This window comes from Bacillus cereus group sp. BceL291 (assembly GCF_051776705.1).
In the GTDB taxonomy this organism is placed as follows: domain Bacteria; phylum Bacillota; class Bacilli; order Bacillales; family Bacillaceae_G; genus Bacillus_A; species Bacillus_A cereus.
Map to the genome: position 1 here is coordinate 1 of NZ_JBPWAP010000048.1, position 17586 is coordinate 17586.

Here is a 17586-nt window from a genome sequence, read left to right on the forward strand (position 1 = left end):
CTAATATTAAGAAAAAACATTCAATTTCTTTATATTCTATCACGAATATAAAGAAAGGATGGCATTTTTTACTTTTGGGGATAGTTAACACTTTTAAGTTGATGGGCATGCGGTTCAACCCCAGCATGTACAAATATATACTCTTCTGTTTCAATGTAATGATCTAATTCTTGAATAAACTTTATATGTTCCTCTAATACACGAGAGTGTAAAATCGGTTTTTGGAAGTCTTTCTCATTAACCGCAATATCTTCTTCTACAAATCCATAGCTATATAATGTCTTATCTCCACCATTTCTTTTTACCCAATGGTTCCATGAATGTTCCTCATTTGTCGTTAACGCCTTAATCATCATATCTTCATGATTTCCCTTTAAAATGAGTGCTCCCTCTTCTTTCAATTCTCTTACCTTTTCAATTACAGCACGCGCATTTGGACCACGATCTACATAATCTCCCAGTAAGATTAATTGATCCTGTTTCGCATCATATTGAGCTTCTTCCAATAACTGTTCAAACTTTTTTATCTCTCCATGAATATCACTAATAACAAGAATTCTTTTCATATTATCCCCTTCTTTCTAAACCACTCTCTTTCTAATTATAGTTCAAAACGGCAGAAATTTCTGAACTCAAATCTAAAATCACATTTATTACAAATAAAATGATTATCCTTACAACGATGTAAGTCTCTTGTCATCCAATTCGATAGTTGTAATTACTGTATTTCCTTATACTGAAAGTAAGAAATGAAACAAAAAACAAGGAGAGATGAGAGATGAAAAAAGTAATGGAAGTTGTAGTAGCGGTAGTAGAGGTTTTCGTAAATGGTAAACAAGTCGCAATGGAGTTAAATAAATAATGAAAAGGACAACATTTACTCTAGACCCTTTACTCATATAAAAGAGATAAGACTTCATCATTTCTTTGATCCCTTATCTCCCTATAAAGAAAGCCGTATCCCTTTTAAGGATACGGCTTTCTCTTATTTTTGACTCGTACGAGCTGAAATGCTAATTGCTCTATCTGTTGCTTTGGCAGCTTCATCTAACGCTTCTTTACTATTCTTCCCGTCATACATCGCTTCTAATGCTTTTACAACTGCATCTCTTGATTCTGGGAATACACTAATTAAAGCACCTTGTGTTGCTGGAGATTGCTTCGTTGCTTGCAGTTGATCTACTGTTACTTTCAACTGTGGGTATTTTTCATATTGCTCTTTTACTAATGGCTCATTATATGCATCTGGATTAATTGAGAAATAGCCTGTTGCAGTATGCCATTTTGCTTGTACGTCTGGCTTCGTTAAATATTTCATAAAGTCCCAAGCACCTTGTTGCGTTTCTTCTGAAACCATATTCGTCATCCATAATGATGCTCCACCAATAACAACACCATTTTGTTTCGAATCCTCTGGATACGGAATATATGAAACACCTACATTAAACTTAGATGCATCAATTAAATCACGAACACCTGCTGAAGAATCTAAATACATAGCAACTTGTCCAGACTGGAACGCGGCACGAATATCATCCCAACTTGCTCCATACTTTCCAAGTGCGCCAGCTTTATTTAAATCATCTAACATTCCAAATACTTTCTGTCCTTCTTTACCGTTAAATACCGCCTTTTTTGCAGCATCCTTACGGCCGTTTTCGTTATCTACATATAAAGCACCTTGTGTCGCTAACAATTCTTCAAAGAACCAACCGTAGTTAAGCATGGAGAATCCATATTGTTTTACATTTCCGCCTTCTTTAATCGTTAACTTTTTCGCTGCTTCTTGTAATTCCGCATATGTTTTCGGAGCTTTCTCTGGATCTAAGCCCGCCTTTGCGAAAGCATCTTTATTATAAATTAATACTGGTGTAGATGAATTAAATGGCATAGAATACATTTTTCCATCAACTGAATAATAATTTGTAATTGCTTTTTCTAATTTTGACGTATCGTACTTATCTTTTTTTATCCAGCTATCAATTGGTGTGATTTTTTTACTATCAATCATATATTTCGTTGTAATTTCACTCGATTGAACTAGAGCTGGCGCTTCTTTCGTTGCAGACATCGTTCTAAATTTCGTTAAAGACTCTTCATATGTTCCTTGGAACTCTGCCTTTATCTCATATTTATTTTGTGACTTATTATAGTCTGCAACAAGACCATCTAGTACTCCTTGTGTTTTTCCACCCATCGCATGCCAGAAGCGAATTACAGTTTTATCACCATTTTTTTCAACTGGTGCTACTTTTGCCTGTGCTTCAGGTTTTCCTTCTGTTTTACTATTTGAACAAGCGGCACTAGATAATGCCATTGTTGCTGCCATTAATAGAGCAGCACCTTTTTTAACTAGACTCATTTAAATCTCACCTTCTCTTAGTTATTTAATTGCACCTTTTGTTAATCCTTGTTGTAATTGCTTTTGCCCTAAAAATAGTAAAATCAATGTTGGAATAACGATAACCGTAACACCGGCCATTACGCTTCCCCAATCAGTTGCAACTTCTTGAGACTGAAGCTGCTTCACACCGATTTGCACTGTTCTTACTTTTTCATCAGTGGTCACTAAAAGTGGCCATAAATACATATTCCATGTTGTTAAAAAGCTATATACTCCAAGCGTAATAAAACTCGTTTTACAATACGGAATTACAACGCTGAATAGAAATCTTATATTTCCAATCCCTTCAATAAACGCAGCTTCTTTTAGTTCATTCGGAAGTGTCATAAAATGTTGACGTAACAAGAAAATACCGAAAGCTGTTGCAAAAAACGGCACTGTCATCCCGGCGAAACTATTGATCCAGCCAAAGTTTTGAATCGTTAAAAAGTTAGGCACCATCGTTGCTTCCCACGGAATCAGCATCGTTGAAATAAACAGGAAGAAAATTAAGTTTCTCCCTTTAAACTGAAGAAAAACAAAAGCATAAGCTGCTAAACTTGATACGATAAGTTGTCCAATCATAACGACTGTCGATACAATTAAACTGTTATATAAGTATGTAAAAAGTGGTACTTTTTGAAAAATATTAATGAAATTATCAAAAGTAAACTGGGTCGGAAATAACCTTCTCATTTGAATATCGTCTGGTGTCATAAAACTTATTAAAAATGCATACAGTACAGGAAAAAATACCATTACTGCACTAATAATGAGCAGCATGTATAATAGGAAATTTTGTTTCCACTGTTTAACAATCATTTATAATGCACCTTTCTCTCAGCAAACTTAAATTGAAGTAATGTAGCAAGAAAAATGAAAACAAATAATACCATTGCTTGTGCACTTGCTGTTCCAAATTGATGATTCACAAACGCCTCTTTGTAAATCGAGTACACAATCAAATTCGTTGCATCATTTGGTCCACCGTGCGTTAAAATATCAATTTGTCCAAAGCTTTGGAACGCACTAATTAATGTTACTGTTACAATAAAGAATAAAGTTGGTGATAGCATCGGTAATGTAACACGGCGAAGTTTATATAAATAACTAGCACCATCTATAGATGCACTCTCATATAACGACGTATCGATATTTTGTAAACCACCTAATATAACTAAAAATGCAAAACCTGTATTCACCCAAACTGTTGTAACTGATACAGAGAATAGTGCCCAGTCCGGACTCGTTAACCATGCGATTGCAGGAAGGTTCATAGAGGCTAATATATTATTAAATAATCCTACACTTGGATGAAATAAAAATAGCCAAATCACTGCACTAGCAGCTACTGATATTCCCATCGTCGAAGAAAACAGAACTCGGAATAACCCAATACCTCTTACTTTTCCATTTGCAATCAATGCAAGAAACAAAGCAAATATAATACTCGTAGGCACTGTATATAAAACAAATAATAAAGTTGATTTTATACTTTTGTAGAAGGCTGGATCAGAGAATAAGTATTGATAATTTTCTAAGCCAACGAAAAGATTAGCTTCCCCATGTATATCGGTTAAATAAAAGCTATAGTAAATTGTCCTAAACAATGGATAGAACAAAAAAATCGAAAATAACAAAATAGATGGCGCCAAAAACAATAATCCTATTCTTAAATCTTTCGTTCTCCCCCATAATTTTTTCTTTTTTGACACCTTTGTTTGAACTGGTAACTTACTTACTTCGATCATTATTTCGCCACCACTTTCAACTCTTCTTCAGCTACCACTTTTAAGCGTTCATTCGTGTTTTCATTAAAGAAGCATAACTTTTCTTGCGAGAATAATAATTTTACTTTGTCACCTTTGTTCAAGAGTAACTGTCCGATGACTTTCGCACTCCAAGTTGTTCCATTTACCGCAAAGTTCAATATAGATTCATTCCCTAATACTTCTACAGATTGCAACGTCACTTCTTGTCCCTCCTCAGACAGTGCAATATGCTCAGGACGCATGCCTATGCGAATTGTTCCTTCTGGTAATTGCTTTAACTGTCTAATAGATAATGGAATTTGCAATTGCCCTATATGTAATACACCTTTTTCTTTATTTACTTCCCCATCATTTATATTCATAGAAGGAGAACCTATAAAGCTTGCAACAAATTCGTTTGCTGGTTCGTTATATATGTCAAGTGGTGTTCCAACTTGCTGTATACTTCCTTTATTTAAAACCATGATACGATCTCCCATAGTCATCGCTTCTATTTGATCGTGGGTAACGTAAATCATCGTAATTCCTAATCGCTGCTGAATTTCTCTAATTTCAATTCTCATTTGCGCACGTAATTTCGCATCCAAATTCGAAAGTGGTTCATCCATTAAACAGATTGGTGCTTGACTCACAATTGCCCTGGCAAGTGCAACACGCTGTCTTTGTCCGCCTGATAATTGGCCTGGTTTCATTTTCACATACTCTTTCAGTCCTACCATTTCAATAGCTTCCATTAATCGCTTTTGTCGCTCTTCTTTTTGTACTTTTCTTACCTTAAGTCCAAATAAAATATTTTCTTCTACAGATAAGTGTGGATATAATGCATAATTTTGAAATACCATTGATAGATTACGGTCTTTCGGCTCTAGATCATTTGCAACACGTTCATTAATAATTAAATCTCCTGAAGAAATCTCTTCTAAGCCAGCGATCATTCGTAATAATGTGCTTTTCCCGCATCCCGAAGGTCCAACTAAAACAAAAAATTCACCCTTCTTAATATGAACCGATACGCCTTTAATCGCTGTCTCTTCTGCATTTTTATATACCTTTGAAACATTTTTCAATTCAATCACAAGGTTGCACTCCTTTTTTCTTCTTGTATCCATACTTCATAATGACTTGTTGAAATCGCACTTGCTCCTGCATGAATTGCAATTTCCGCATCTTCTCGCGTTTGAATCAGCCCACCTGCAATAATAGGAAACTCTATTTCCTCTACTAGCTGTTTAATTATAGAAGGCATAATCTCTACTGCATTTGGTTTAGTCGTTTTACAATTTTCAATTGATTTAGTAAGGGATAAAGTATCTACAATAAAAATACGTTGAATTGTTTTCAATCCAATTTTATTAGCATTTCGAATTGTTGAACCCTTTGTTGAAATAATACCTTGTGCCCCGATAACATCTTGAATATACAAAAGCGCTTCCTCTGTATTCGTATTTAAGCCTTGTATAAAATCACAATGAAGAAATACATCATGTCCATGTTTCTGCAATTCATATACACGCTCTGGTAATTCCAGCATTGAACCAGTCATAAGAAAAACTGTTTTCGGCAATTTTTTGTATGCTTTGTATCCTTTCCAATCCTTTATCATCGCAATATAAGGTTCTTTAAACATTTTTTCCACCTAACTGTTCTATTTTTATCCAAACTAAAAACACCTACTTACATAGAACGCCTTTCTCCTTATTTGAACTCTAGGGAATAGAGCACACCTAAGAAAGTGGCACATTATATGTAAGTGGGTGTTCTCAACTGTTCTCTACCCTATTTATTTTGTTACCTTTACTATATTACGCATTTATTAAGTCAGTTTTGATAGATTGTTAATTAGGTGTTAACCGAATGTTAATATTCACCATATCACTATTTACATTAATCCATATATCTGAATACAAACGAATAGAACGAAACAATACTTAAAATTCAATCAATATGTAAATTCATTCCATAGTTAATAAGTTTTAGTTTGCTTGCCACTGCTTGCGAAGCAAAGTTATCCCAAGCAGTACTATAAAGTGGAATGCGCTTTTCCTCTTGTATTGATAAGGCCCAGGCTGTAACAACATCAGTACCATATCCATTCCCTTGAAATTCCGCTAAAGTTTCCACACTTGCCTCAGCAGCTACAGGCGTACTTCTGGCACTGCAACAAACGGAAACTACCTTTTCATTTTTTACAATTGCAAAATAAGGTTTCCTCCATTCCATCTGTTCTATTAGATTAGGAAAATTTTCTCGCAAAAGCTCTCTATTCTTCTCAGTTATTTGTATTGTTCTAGTCGGCTTATGTAAATTACTATGAAACATGAAAGCAGGACCCATCCAAATATTTTCCACTGTTCTTTCTTCATTTAATATATTAATAATCTTTGCTATCTCTATATGCTTTGAAGGTTCTCGAATTAACTTCTCAATCTTACTTACCGTTTCATCGTCCACATTACAATGATATCTCGTTATACTCCCTTCACGAGTTCTGCCAAGAAAAAAACGTGGTGCTTTCGGATTTCCTTGTTCATTTACATATTTCATTTTTCCTACTTGATTATGAACAAATAAAACCTCTGCCTGAATTACTATTAAATCAAGTTTTGAGAGCCTCATTTTTATCCTCCTTATTTACTCCATATACCATCCATTCATAATCTATTTTTCATGTTCAAAATAAAAATCCCATTCAAATACACATTACTGAATCCATCATACTAACTGATTTCTTCATTCTGTCTATCTAAATGGGATTATTTTCCGTTTTTTACTCTACTGGTTGTTGTGGCTGTACTACTTCATTCGCTCCAGCTACCCTCAACATATTTACAATATCTTTAAAACCTCTTTTTTCAGCGTATTGCAGTGGCGTCAGATGTTCCTTGTTAGCCATGTTTACATCTGCACCGTGATCAATAAGCAATTGAATTACTTTCTTATGGTTTTCACTACCATTTCCTAATACAATTGCTTCTAATAACGCTGTTCCACCACGTTCATTTGTATAATTCACATCAATATCTGTATGCTCTAATAATTCTTTAACAACCTCTACATGGCCACGCTCAGATGCAGAAATAAGTGCTGTCCCACCTGACCTAGTCGTTTCTTTCGTATTAACTCCTGCATTAATTAATACTTTTACAATATCCGTATATCCTTCTCTACTTGCATAAAGAAGTGGATTACTTTTTTTCTCATCTTTAATTTCAATATTAGCACCTGCACCAATTAATGCTTTAACTGTCTCTACATGATTTTGGTACGTCGCTGCAAGGACAGGCGTTTCTCCGTTGTCACCTTCTACGTTTATATTCGCTCCATCCTGAATCAACTTCATAGCTGTCTCTGTGTCTCCAAGGGTAGCTGAAAGTAACAACTGTTTGTCCATTAAATTTATACTTTTCTCTTCTTTAGATTCTTCCTGTTCTTTATGCTTCTCTTTTTTCTTTTCATTTTTCACATGAACCGGTTTCGATTCTGGTTCTTCTTGCTTATCGCAAGCCACTACCGTCATTAAAAGTCCTAATAAAATACATAATAAAATTTTTTGTTTTCTCACAACTACAGCTCCTATGAAAGATAATGTTTTCTTAACCATTCCTCCATCACATACAATAACTCTTCTTGAGTACATTTATCCATAAGCCCTTTATATTCCTTCTTTAATCGGATTATCTTAAGCTTATACTATGTTTCTCAACCTATTGAAATGATACGCCTGATGGCCCCATCATTAACATTATGAAGCAATTAGTTTAGCACGTTTTTACCACATTTGTATACATTTCTAAAAAGTACATAAAGTGAAACTTTAATTAGTGGGGGTTTTGTTCATCCACCACTAATTATTAGCCCACACCAATCGGGCTTTTACGGGCAGCCCGACTCCACCTAACTTCTTTGCTTTCACTAAATTTTGAGGTGGGGATCTTATTGCCCGTTAATGCGGGATAAATGATTGCTTTAGGTTACTATATTCCATTGTAACCGTTCTTCTAAAAATTTTACACCTTTTCTATATTTGCACCTGAGTAATAATAGAAAAAGACAACTATATAGTTGTCTTTTTCTATTATTAATGATGTCCACCATGATTTCCTGCTTTCGGTTTCCCCATCATCTCTTTATTCATTTCCCATTTATGCTCTGCTAGCTCTTTATATGAAAGAACTTTCCCCTTATAGTTAGATACAAAGCTCTCTGCATCTTTTTTATTTTTAAATGAAATGACATTATAAGCCATCGGTGTCGTTATTGTTTTATCATATACGTAAGTAGCGTCTTCTAACGAAATCCAATCTTTCGAATCATAATCTCGAACAAATTTCTCTTTCGTCTTTTCACCTGAGTTGATCTCCATCCATTTATACATACAACCGATATCATCAAACTTTAACGCTTTTCCATTTTCTAAAATAATTTCTGTTGCAAATTGATTATCTGTTACCCCAATTTGACAAATATCACATTTATCATGTTTCTCATCAATAGCAACAGCTGCTGTTTCCTTTTTCCCACACCCGACTACCGTAAATACGAAACATAAACATATAGCAAGTACGACATATTTTACTTTCATCAATATTCCTCCCTAGAAACCGTATACTCCACGAAAAGAATACCAAAAGGTTGTGTGAGATTTGTGAAAAAACAATGTGCTTTTTGTAATATAGGAAACAAAAAAAGATGTGTAGTTATTTCTACACATCTCTCATCACTCACAACCTGTAATTAATAAATCATCTTCTAATTTAACTAATAATGTATCCTCACTAATTTCCTGTCCAACTTCTACATTTACCAATCTTATATTTCCACTAATCCCGACTGCAATTTTTTTAAGCTCACCGTCATTTTTTCGGATCATCAGTAATTTCTCCCATTCATATACGTAAGAAGATTCATTAATAAAAACCTCCTCTACTTTTCCTTCATAAGAGCTATAAATCTCTTCAATTCTCGTTTTCATATAACATCTACTCCCTATTTCACACTTCACTATTTTCATCTTATTCTACCATTCTTACGAGGAGCAGCTTACTTTTTAAAAATTCAAATTAACTACCATGAACAAAATGAACAAAATAAAAATTATGCTTCTAATGATGTTATTTTTCAAATTATTTACCATTTGAATAGATGCTTTTATTATAAATAAAAAACCTTTTTCTGAATTTTTATTCTATTTTGAAAGCGCAATCATTCTTTTGAGGGGGAAATTACATGTTAGCACTACTTGGATTTGCGATGGTATTTGTCTTTATGTTTTTAATTATGACGAAACGTATGTCAGCGCTAGTAGCATTAATATTAATTCCGAGTGTTTTTGCATTAATTGGCGGATTCTATGCCAATATGGGGCCTATGATGTTAGAGGGAATTCAAAAATTAGCACCTACTGGTATTATGCTTATGTTCGCTATTTTATATTTTGGGATTATGATTGATAGCGGTTTATTCGATCCTGTCATTAGTAAGATTTTAAAATTTGTAAAAGGAGATCCTTTAAAAATCGTTGTCGGAACGGCTATATTGACTATTATCGTTTCTCTAGATGGTGACGGTACAACAACATACATGATTACAGTTTCCGCAATGTATCCACTATATAAGCGCCTTGGAATGAACCCCCTCATATTAGCTGGAGTTGTTATGTTAGGGGCGGGGGTAACAAATCTTACACCTTGGGGTGGACCCACAGCTCGTGTTATGAGCGCACTTGGACTTGAGGCTTCTGAATTATTTACACCTCTTATTCCAGGAATGATTGCTGGTGCAATTTGGGTTGTTTTCGTTGCTTACTATCTTGGAAAAAAAGAAAGAAAACGTTTAGGAATTATGGATGTACAGTATTTAAAACAAATGCAAACAATGGATGAGCAAGCTGCAACTGTCGAAGCCGCAGTGCATAAACGTCCTAAACTTCTATGGATTAACTTTTTATTAACCGCTACATTACTTGTCTGTCTCATACTAGAAGTTATGCCGTTACCTGTTTTATTTACAGTCGCTTTTGCTATTGCTATTATGATTAACTATCCAAACTTAGAACAACAGAAAGAACGTATTGCTTCTCATGCAGGGAATGTATTAGCAGTTGTTTCTCTCGTATTTGCTGCCGGTATTTTCACTGGTATTTTATCTGGAACAAAGATGGTAGATGCAATGGCTAACAGTGTAGTAACTCTTATACCAGATGCACTTGGACCACAATTGCCAATTATTACAGCTCTTCTCAGTATGCCATTCACATTTTTCATGTCCAATGATGCATTTTACTTTGGGGTATTACCTATTTTAACTAAGGCTGCTGCTACTTACGGAATTAGTGCAGCTGAAATGGGACGTGCTTCCTTACTTGGGCAACCCGTTCACTTATTAAGTCCTCTTGTCGCTTCCACTTATTTATTGGTCGGAATGGCCAAAGTTGATTTCGGTGAACATCAACGCTTCACTTTATTATGGGCCGTTGGAACGACAATGGTAATGTTGATTACTGGAATTGCAATTGGGATTATTCCAATATAAGACGCAAAAAAACAGTAGAAGAAATAAAATCCTCTACTGTTTTTTATTATAAAGAAGCAAGAAAATACCGTCTCTCCGGTCTCCCCACACTCCCATATATTAGCTCTGCATGAACTTTCTTCCCAGATATCAAATACTCTAAATAGCGCCTTGCAGTTGATCGGCTTACGCCTACCATTGAACTTAGTACCTCTGCTGTAATCCCTTCTTCATTAACTGTTAACATATGCTTTTTTATTTTCGCTAAAGTTAAAGGATCTATCCCTTTCGGGGCATATTCCATTTCATTTCCCTTCACGCCTCTTTGAGACCATAAATATTCAATTTGTTCCGTAGATAATTGATTGTTTTTCTTTAACTGTATAATCTTTTTTTGATAGCCTTCCAGACTTGCTTTAAATCGGTCAAACATTAGTGGCTTTACGATATAATCTGTTACTCCGCCCCGCAGGGCGTGCCTCACTACATCTGCTTCCGATGCTGCTGTAATCATAATAATATCTGTATCGTGCAAATGATTCCTAATATATGTGACAAGTTCCGTTCCTTGCATATCAGGTAAGTACACATCTAATAAAACAAGCTGTGGCTTCACAAGCTCTAGCCATTCTTTCGCTTGTTCTCCAGTCGTTGCCGTTCCAATTACTTTAAATCCCTCAATTTTTTCAGTAAAACGACGATGAATGTCCGCAATCCGAATATCATCTTCTACAATTAATACTTCAATCTCCTCACCCATTACTATTCGCCTCTCTCTTTCGGTAGTGCAATAATAAATAACGCACCACCTAAATCCCCTTTTTCGATTGCAATACTTCCATTTAAATCTTCTACTAACTCTTTCACTTTTGCTAATCCATATCCTCGCTCTCCTCCTTCTTTCGTCGAAAAGCCTTTATAGAATATGCTAGTAATTATTTCATCATGAATCCCTTGCCCTGAATCTTCCACTTCAATTAATATTTCTTCTCCAATATCAGTTACAAACATCCTTACTTTCTTATCATTCTCTTCATTTTTTTCAATTGCTTCAAATGCATTCGTAATTAAATTTCCTAAAATAGAAACGACATAATTACTCTCAATATGTGGACTTAATTTGTCTAAACCACTTTCTCTATCTAGCATAAAATCAATCTTCAACTCTCGTGCTCTATTATAAAATCCAATTAAAATTCCACCTAGCCATGGATTTTGAATCCGCTTCATAATAAATTGAACAAAATCTTGATATACCGCTGTTTCCTTATGAATAAGCTCTAAAGCATCTTCGTATGATTCTAATTGGATAAGACCTGAAAGCGTATACAATAAATTGTTATATTCGTGCGCTTGCGCTCGTAATGCCTCTGTATATTGCTTCGTCTGAGATAATTCTGCTGTTAACTGATCCATTTCAGATTTCAAACGTAAGCTCGATACAACGCCAGTTACTTTATTCTTTACTTTAATAGGTAGACGGTTCGCAATAACAGCCTGTCCTTTTATATTTAATTGGCGATCAAACTGTTCTTCACCAGTTTGAAGTACATCTAGTATCGTTGAATTAGGAATTACATTTAAAATAAATTCCCCAATAATATTTTGTTGTTTATCTAGCGAAAGAATATCATAGGCTGCTTGATTGACTAAACTAATCATGCCATTTTTATCGATTACAATAATTCCTTCACGTACAGATTGAATCACTGTACTATGCTCTTCATATAAAGATGAAATTTCTTCTGGTTCCATACCGAACATCATTCTTTTTATACTTGCCGCTAAATATATAGAGCCGATTACTCCAATTAATAGCCCTATTATTGTAATCCAAAATACACGCTTTCCATACACTTCTACCGCTCCATGAATATCATCCATTGAAAATCCAACAGACACAACACCAATGATTTCATTTTCCTGATTACGGATTGGAACTTTTCCGCGTAATGAAGGGCCTAATGATCCAGTTGCTTTCGAAACATATGATTTTCCTTCTAATAAAACGCCTTTGTTATCTCCACCAATCATCGCTTCTCCTATTTTATCTCGCTCAGGATGTGCATATCGAATCCCCTCTTTATTTCCAACTACAATGAAGTCAGCCTCTGTATCCATTCGAATTCTTTCTGCAATCGGCTGAATAATAGAAGCTGGGTTTTCTTTTTGAAAAGCTTCCTTTATTTCAGGTATAGCAGCAACTGTTTTCGCAACATGTAAAGCCCTTTTGCCAATTTGCTCTTCTACCGTTTCAGATAATATGTAATAAAATAAATAACTCGTTAGCATAAGTACAACTAAAATAAGTGTACTAATAGTTAATGTAATTCTCGGTTGGAGTTTTAATTTTTTTAACTTCAAAACCATTCCCCTAACATGATTAAAGATAGAATTTAAAGAATATACAGTCTCTTTAATTATACTTAATCATAACACGGTTACTCTATATTTCTTTCTTTTTCTCTTCATAAAAAAAGAAACGAAGTAAAATTACTACCTCGTTTCTTAACATTCGTTATTACACTTTAAACTTACTAATCATCTCTTGTAATTCTTCTGCCATTTGTGATAAATGGACTGCTGCTGCATTTATTTCATCTACTGAAGCTAATTGTTCTTCTGAGGAACCAGCAATATTTTGAACGCTTGCTGCATTTTCTTCAATTGTAGCTGCAATTTCATTAATAGATGCACTTACTTGTTTTGCATCTACCGTCATTTGTTTTGCTACATCTACCATGTTATCAATTTGTAAAACTGTATCATTTGTAGACTTCAATATTTCGGCAAAGCTTTGCTTCGTTTCATTTGCAACTACAAGTCCTGATTGTACTTCTGCTCCAACTTGATTCATAGAGCTTACTGTTTCTTTTATATCAAATTGAATCTCTTTCACTAGTTTCCCAATTTCCGTAGAAGACTGTCCTGATTGTTCTGCTAGCTTTCGCACTTCATCTGCTACAATTGCAAATCCTCTTCCTTGCTCTCCAGCTCTCGCAGCCTCAATTGCCGCATTTAACGCTAATAAATTTGTCTGTTCTGCAATATGTTGAATCACTTCAAGGATTGCTCCAATTTGTTTCGACTTATCGTCTAACAAACCAATGATTTTGTCTGACTGTGAAACAGACTCATGAATTAATTGCATTTGATTCACAGTTTGTTCAACTAACTTCCCACCATTTTCAGCTTTTTTCTTCGTATACATAGAGGCTGTAGATACTAATGAAGAACTATCTGCAACACGCTGAATTCCTTCTGTAACTTCTTCTAACAATGTTGCTCCTTCTTCAACTTCTTTCGTTTGTATTTCTGCACCACTTGATACTTGCTCTATCGCCTGTGTAATTTGTTCCGTTGCTTCGCTTGTCTGCTTCATACTAGCTGTTAATTCTTCTGAAGATGCCGCTACATGACTTGCTGAAGTGTTTATATTGGAAATGACACTTTGTAACGATGCAGCCATCTCGTTAAAACTTTCTCCTAGCTGCCCAATTTCATCTTTAGAATGAACTGTAATTGACTCTGTTAAATCGCCTTCACTAATCTTTTTCGATGAGATAACAAGTTGTTTTAACGGACTAATAATAGAAGCAATTATGAAGTAAATTAAAATCCCACCAATTACTAATGAAATACCAATAACAGTTATTGTTTTATAGAAAATAGGGTTAGCTGCTTCGATAATTTCTTTTGAAGGCATAATTCCTGCTATTTTCCATCCAGTCTGCTTATTTGTTATAAAGGTAATATTGCGATCATCACCATCAAGTTTGAATTTAAAATCACCTGTTTCTTGTTTATACAATTCCTTCTCCACTTTTTCTTCTACCTTGTCACCTGGCTTCATCGTCGGATGCGCTATTACATTTTTAGATTGGTCAAAGATTGCTACATATCCTTTTTTGCCGATATTGACCATTTTTGAAGTATTTACAATATCATTAATAATTAAATCAATACCGAGAACACCACTTTTATCCTCATTTTGTTTTGCTATTGTAATAACAATATTCCCTGTTGTACTTGACTTATATGGGGCTGTGATAACCACTTCTCCGCTTTTTTTCGCTGCTTCTTTATACCAATCTCTTTCGGTAGGATTATACCCATCTGGCATTTGAATAGACGGTGATTGAATAAATTGTCCCGTACTAGATCCCGTATAAACTGCTTCTATTTCTGGATGTAATTTATTATATTCTTCTAATTTATTTTGCACATTTTGGAGCTGATCAGTTCCGTAACTTACTCCATTAAATAACTTTGTAAAATATACTGCGTCTACCTTTTTACTGTCTATCTCCTTGTTAATAACATTATTTAAAATCTTTACGTTATCTTCCGCTGATTGTAAAATTGTTTCATTAAAATTTGTCTTTGCTTGTTGATAAGACGTCCAACCAATTACAATACTTGGAAGAATTAAAATGATAACAAATGACACAAGTAACTTTGTTTTTAAACTACTACTCCTTAATTTCCCTTGAAACATATTTCTACCCCTCCATACCGTTTTAAATGTAATTATCTCACATTTAATTTATTTATATAAATTACACGATTAATTGTATTAACTCTTTGTCTCTTTTTCTATTAAAGAGTTAATACATACCTTTTTCATTCTATATAAATTAAATAATTAAAACAATATATAAAAATGTATATTATTCAAAATATTATAATTCACAGAAGAACCTCCAGTATTTCACTTACTAGAGGTTCTTTCCACCTTACTATTCTTTATCTTTTTCTACTTCTTTTTTCTCATCTTCTACTACAGATACAACAGGTTTATCACTTGATAATTGTTGTACCGCTCCTTTTCCAGCAAATCCTTCTAATAGCTCTTTTAAGTCAATTCCAGAAGAAGCTTTTAACGTTTCTTGCATCGTTGCCATTAAATCAGTTGCATAACCCGCAACTTTTCCGGCGCCGCTATTTTTACCACCGCCGCCTGTATCAACAACTGTAATTTTATCAATGTTACTAAGCGGACTTGCAACTTCCTTCGCATAACTTGGAAGCATTTTAAGAACCATATCCATAATTGCCGCTTGGCCATATAACTCAAATGCCTCTGCAATTTTTTGCTTCGCTTCTGCTTCTGCTAAACCTTTTAATCTAATAACATCTGCTTCCGCCGTACCTTGTGCTTTTTGTACTTCCGCTTTCGCTTGACCTTGCGCTTTTTCGATTTCCGCCTTCGCTAAACCTTCTACACGTACTTCTTCCGCACGAGCTCTCGCTTCAGCTTCAATCTTATATTGATCCGCATCTGCCTTTTTAATTTGTTTTACTTTTTCTGCTTCCGCTGATTGCTCAACAGCATAGCGATCTGCATCTGCTTTTTTCTTAACTTCTGCATCATATTGCTTTTCACGACGCGCAATCTCTTTTTCTTCTAACTCGATTTGCTTTTCACGCTCAATGATTTTAACGCGCATTTGCTCTTCTGTAACACCTTGTTGTGCTTTCGCTTGTTGTAATTCGTAAGAAAGATCCGCATCTGCACGGGCTTGCTCTTGTTCCCTCTTATAGGACTGTACTTTTAATTCTTTATGTTTTTCAGCTTCAGCGATTTGTGCATCACGTTGATATTCTGCTTCTTTTGCCTCTTTTTCAGCACGTGCTTTTTCAATACGTGCTTCTTTTTCACGCTCTGCGTTCGCAATTGTTGCATCACGCTTAACGGTCGCAATTTGCGGCTGACCAAGCGCATCTAAGTATCCGTTTTTATCCATTATTTCTTTAATTGTGAAAGAAACAATGCGAAGTCCCATCTTCTTTAAATCTGTAGAAGCTACTTCATGTACCTTTTGAGCAAATTGCTCTCTATTACTATACGCATCCTCTACTGTCATAGAAGATAAGATTGCACGTAAGTGACCTTCTAAAACCTCTTTTGCTTCTACTTTTAACTCTTCTGTTTCTTTTCCTAAATATTGCTCAGCTGCAGTAGATACTTCTTCAATTGTAGAACCTACTTTAATAATAGAAACACCATTTACTGTAACTGGAACACCTTGCTTCGTATACGTATCACGTGTACCAACTTCTAATTTGTAGTTTAATAGGCTTAAAGGTTCTGCTCTTTGCATAATTGGAACTACGAAAGTACCGCCCCCGCGGATAATCTTAATCTTCTTTCCATCATCAGTGGTAACAACATTCTTTCCTCCACCAAGCCAGTTCCCTGTAACAATTAACGCTTCATCTGGACCAACCGTACGATACTTCGTAATGAATACTAAAATGAGTAGAATTAAAATTGCGAGTAAAACTCCACCGATAATTAATGGAATCGTCATGTAAATTCCCCCTTATAATTTTGGTTTTTTTAAAGAATAAGCGATGTTTTGTACAAGTAAAACACCATCTTGGACTCCCTCGATAATAACTTCAGTTCCTTGTGAAATATCTTTTTTCCCAATTGTTTTAGCTGGGATTGCATTACTTCCAAATTGAGAGGAGATTAGTACTTCTCCAAATCCTTCTGTAGGAATTGTCGTAATGACTTCTCCTTTGCAACCGATAAATTCATCCATACGTTGTACGGTATTTTGCTCTGCTTCTGCAATCGGTTTTAAAATTAGTATTTTCATGATGAAAACACCGATAAAAGATATAGCAAATGCAGCCCCAAAAATAGTAATACTATTAAAGGAAAACAAATATTCTCCTATATAACTAAGCCCACATAACATGGCGAAGAAACTAAGTAATAAAGTAACAACGGATACAGATCCGCCCCCAAAACTAAATATCGATTCAAATATATCTCCAAAGAAGATATAAATAACAGTGAGTATAGTAGCAATAATAAATCCATATAAATAAATTGTTTCAAGTGGATAACCAAACAAGACCATTTCTTATCCCCCTTTCTTAAACAATCCCTTTTTTGTTATATGTATG

The 17586-nt window shown here is 34.8% G+C and carries 15 protein-coding genes and 2 pseudogenes; 1 reads left to right on the top strand and 16 read right to left on the bottom strand.

The features are described from left to right. Nucleotides 1-110: 110 nt before the first annotated feature. The 10 genes and pseudogenes from ACS2CR_RS24110 to ACS2CR_RS24155 form a co-directional block, all read right to left on the bottom strand. Nucleotides 111-566 (bottom strand): annotated as a pseudogene (locus tag ACS2CR_RS24110) (metallophosphoesterase); the annotation flags it as partial. Nucleotides 567-985: 419 nt separating this feature from the next. After that, nucleotides 986-2362 (bottom strand): ABC transporter substrate-binding protein, encoded by a 1377-nt coding sequence (locus ACS2CR_RS24115; RefSeq protein WP_000060579.1) that lies wholly within the window; start codon nucleotides 2360-2362, stop codon nucleotides 986-988. A gap of 21 nt (nucleotides 2363-2383) precedes the next feature. Then, nucleotides 2384-3205, bottom strand: coding sequence for a carbohydrate ABC transporter permease (locus ACS2CR_RS24120; protein ID WP_000635946.1), 822 nt, complete (start codon nucleotides 3203-3205; stop codon nucleotides 2384-2386). Further along, nucleotides 3202-4134 carry a carbohydrate ABC transporter permease gene (locus ACS2CR_RS24125; protein ID WP_000573803.1) on the bottom strand — a complete coding sequence of 311 codons (933 nt, stop codon included), beginning with the start codon at nucleotides 4132-4134 and terminating at the stop codon, nucleotides 3202-3204. Before ACS2CR_RS24125 ends, ACS2CR_RS24120 begins: the two co-directional genes overlap by 4 nt. Beyond that, entirely contained in the window at nucleotides 4134-5231 is a 1098-nt protein-coding gene (locus ACS2CR_RS24130) for an ABC transporter ATP-binding protein (protein WP_053514397.1), read from the bottom strand. Before ACS2CR_RS24130 ends, ACS2CR_RS24125 begins: the two co-directional genes overlap by 1 nt. After that, entirely contained in the window at nucleotides 5228-5782 is a 555-nt protein-coding gene (locus ACS2CR_RS24135) for a glycerol-3-phosphate responsive antiterminator (protein WP_153602793.1), read from the bottom strand. Before ACS2CR_RS24135 ends, ACS2CR_RS24130 begins: the two co-directional genes overlap by 4 nt. Before the next feature lie 308 nt (nucleotides 5783-6090). Next, nucleotides 6091-6771, bottom strand: coding sequence for a GNAT family N-acetyltransferase (locus tag ACS2CR_RS24140; RefSeq protein WP_001239778.1), 681 nt, complete (start codon nucleotides 6769-6771; stop codon nucleotides 6091-6093). Between the two features lie 151 nt (nucleotides 6772-6922). Further along, nucleotides 6923-7792: an ankyrin repeat domain-containing protein gene (locus ACS2CR_RS24145; protein ID WP_000287338.1), complete on the bottom strand. Its 870-nt coding sequence runs from the start codon at nucleotides 7790-7792 to the stop codon at nucleotides 6923-6925. Between the two features lie 441 nt (nucleotides 7793-8233). Next, nucleotides 8234-8737: a nitrous oxide reductase accessory protein NosL gene (locus tag ACS2CR_RS24150; RefSeq protein ID WP_000865666.1), complete on the bottom strand. Its 504-nt coding sequence runs from the start codon at nucleotides 8735-8737 to the stop codon at nucleotides 8234-8236. A 135-nt stretch (nucleotides 8738-8872) separates the two neighbouring features. Next, nucleotides 8873-9127, bottom strand: coding sequence for a hypothetical protein (locus tag ACS2CR_RS24155; RefSeq protein ID WP_053514396.1), 255 nt, complete (start codon nucleotides 9125-9127; stop codon nucleotides 8873-8875). Nucleotides 9128-9381: 254 nt separating this feature from the next. Between ACS2CR_RS24155 and ACS2CR_RS24160 the strand changes: the two genes are divergently transcribed. Further along, nucleotides 9382-10686 (top strand): CitMHS family transporter, encoded by a 1305-nt coding sequence (locus ACS2CR_RS24160; RefSeq protein WP_053514395.1) that lies wholly within the window; start codon nucleotides 9382-9384, stop codon nucleotides 10684-10686. A gap of 46 nt (nucleotides 10687-10732) precedes the next feature. Here ACS2CR_RS24160 and ACS2CR_RS24165 read toward each other — a convergent pair whose 3' ends face one another. The 6 genes and pseudogenes from ACS2CR_RS24165 to ACS2CR_RS24190 all read right to left on the bottom strand — a co-directional run bounded on the left by ACS2CR_RS24165 (nucleotide 10733) and on the right by ACS2CR_RS24190 (nucleotide 17540). After that, nucleotides 10733-11425, bottom strand: a complete 693-nt coding sequence (locus ACS2CR_RS24165) for a response regulator (protein WP_053514394.1) — start codon at nucleotides 11423-11425, stop codon at nucleotides 10733-10735. 2 nt (nucleotides 11426-11427) lie between these two features. Continuing rightward, the gene (locus ACS2CR_RS24170) at nucleotides 11428-13035 is read right to left on the bottom strand and encodes an ATP-binding protein (protein ID WP_074643197.1); all 1608 of its coding nucleotides are present in this window, start codon (nucleotides 13033-13035) and stop codon (nucleotides 11428-11430) included. A gap of 151 nt (nucleotides 13036-13186) precedes the next feature. Further along, nucleotides 13187-14134: a methyl-accepting chemotaxis protein gene (locus ACS2CR_RS24175; protein WP_374050066.1), complete on the bottom strand. Its 948-nt coding sequence runs from the start codon at nucleotides 14132-14134 to the stop codon at nucleotides 13187-13189. Continuing rightward, a pseudogene (locus ACS2CR_RS24180) lies at nucleotides 14129-15163 on the bottom strand (HAMP domain-containing protein); the annotation flags it as partial. The pseudogene ACS2CR_RS24180 and the gene ACS2CR_RS24175, both read right to left, overlap by 6 nt. Nucleotides 15164-15404: 241 nt before the next feature. Beyond that, nucleotides 15405-16979 (bottom strand): flotillin family protein, encoded by a 1575-nt coding sequence (locus tag ACS2CR_RS24185; protein WP_000155019.1) that lies wholly within the window; start codon nucleotides 16977-16979, stop codon nucleotides 15405-15407. Nucleotides 16980-16991: 12 nt separating this feature from the next. Further along, nucleotides 16992-17540 carry an NfeD family protein gene (locus ACS2CR_RS24190; protein WP_000242446.1) on the bottom strand — a complete coding sequence of 183 codons (549 nt, stop codon included), beginning with the start codon at nucleotides 17538-17540 and terminating at the stop codon, nucleotides 16992-16994. Nucleotides 17541-17586 lie beyond the last annotated feature (46 nt).

Bases quoted from the DNA above. Each gene is read 5' to 3' on its own strand.
- ACS2CR_RS24115 (WP_000060579.1), bottom strand. From the start codon at position 2,362: ATGAGTCTAGTTAAAAAAGGTGCTGCTCTATTAATGGCAGCAACAATG.
- ACS2CR_RS24120 (WP_000635946.1), bottom strand. From the start codon at position 3,205: ATGATTGTTAAACAGTGGAAACAAAATTTCCTATTATACATGCTGCTC.
- ACS2CR_RS24125 (WP_000573803.1), bottom strand. From the start codon at position 4,134: ATGATCGAAGTAAGTAAGTTACCAGTTCAAACAAAGGTGTCAAAAAAG.
- ACS2CR_RS24135 (WP_153602793.1), bottom strand. From the start codon at position 5,782: ATGTTTAAAGAACCTTATATTGCGATGATAAAGGATTGGAAAGGATAC.
- ACS2CR_RS24140 (WP_001239778.1), bottom strand. From the start codon at position 6,771: ATGAGGCTCTCAAAACTTGATTTAATAGTAATTCAGGCAGAGGTTTTA.
- ACS2CR_RS24145 (WP_000287338.1), bottom strand. From the start codon at position 7,792: ATGTACTCAAGAAGAGTTATTGTATGTGATGGAGGAATGGTTAAGAAA.
- ACS2CR_RS24150 (WP_000865666.1), bottom strand. From the start codon at position 8,737: ATGAAAGTAAAATATGTCGTACTTGCTATATGTTTATGTTTCGTATTT.
- ACS2CR_RS24155 (WP_053514396.1), bottom strand. From the start codon at position 9,127: ATGAAAACGAGAATTGAAGAGATTTATAGCTCTTATGAAGGAAAAGTA.
- ACS2CR_RS24160 (WP_053514395.1), top strand. From the start codon at position 9,382: ATGTTAGCACTACTTGGATTTGCGATGGTATTTGTCTTTATGTTTTTA.
- ACS2CR_RS24165 (WP_053514394.1), bottom strand. From the start codon at position 11,425: ATGGGTGAGGAGATTGAAGTATTAATTGTAGAAGATGATATTCGGATT.
- ACS2CR_RS24170 (WP_074643197.1), bottom strand. From the start codon at position 13,035: ATGGTTTTGAAGTTAAAAAAATTAAAACTCCAACCGAGAATTACATTA.
- ACS2CR_RS24175 (WP_374050066.1), bottom strand. From the start codon at position 14,134: ATGGCTGCATCGTTACAAAGTGTCATTTCCAATATAAACACTTCAGCA.
- ACS2CR_RS24185 (WP_000155019.1), bottom strand. From the start codon at position 16,979: ATGACGATTCCATTAATTATCGGTGGAGTTTTACTCGCAATTTTAATT.
- ACS2CR_RS24190 (WP_000242446.1), bottom strand. From the start codon at position 17,540: ATGGTCTTGTTTGGTTATCCACTTGAAACAATTTATTTATATGGATTT.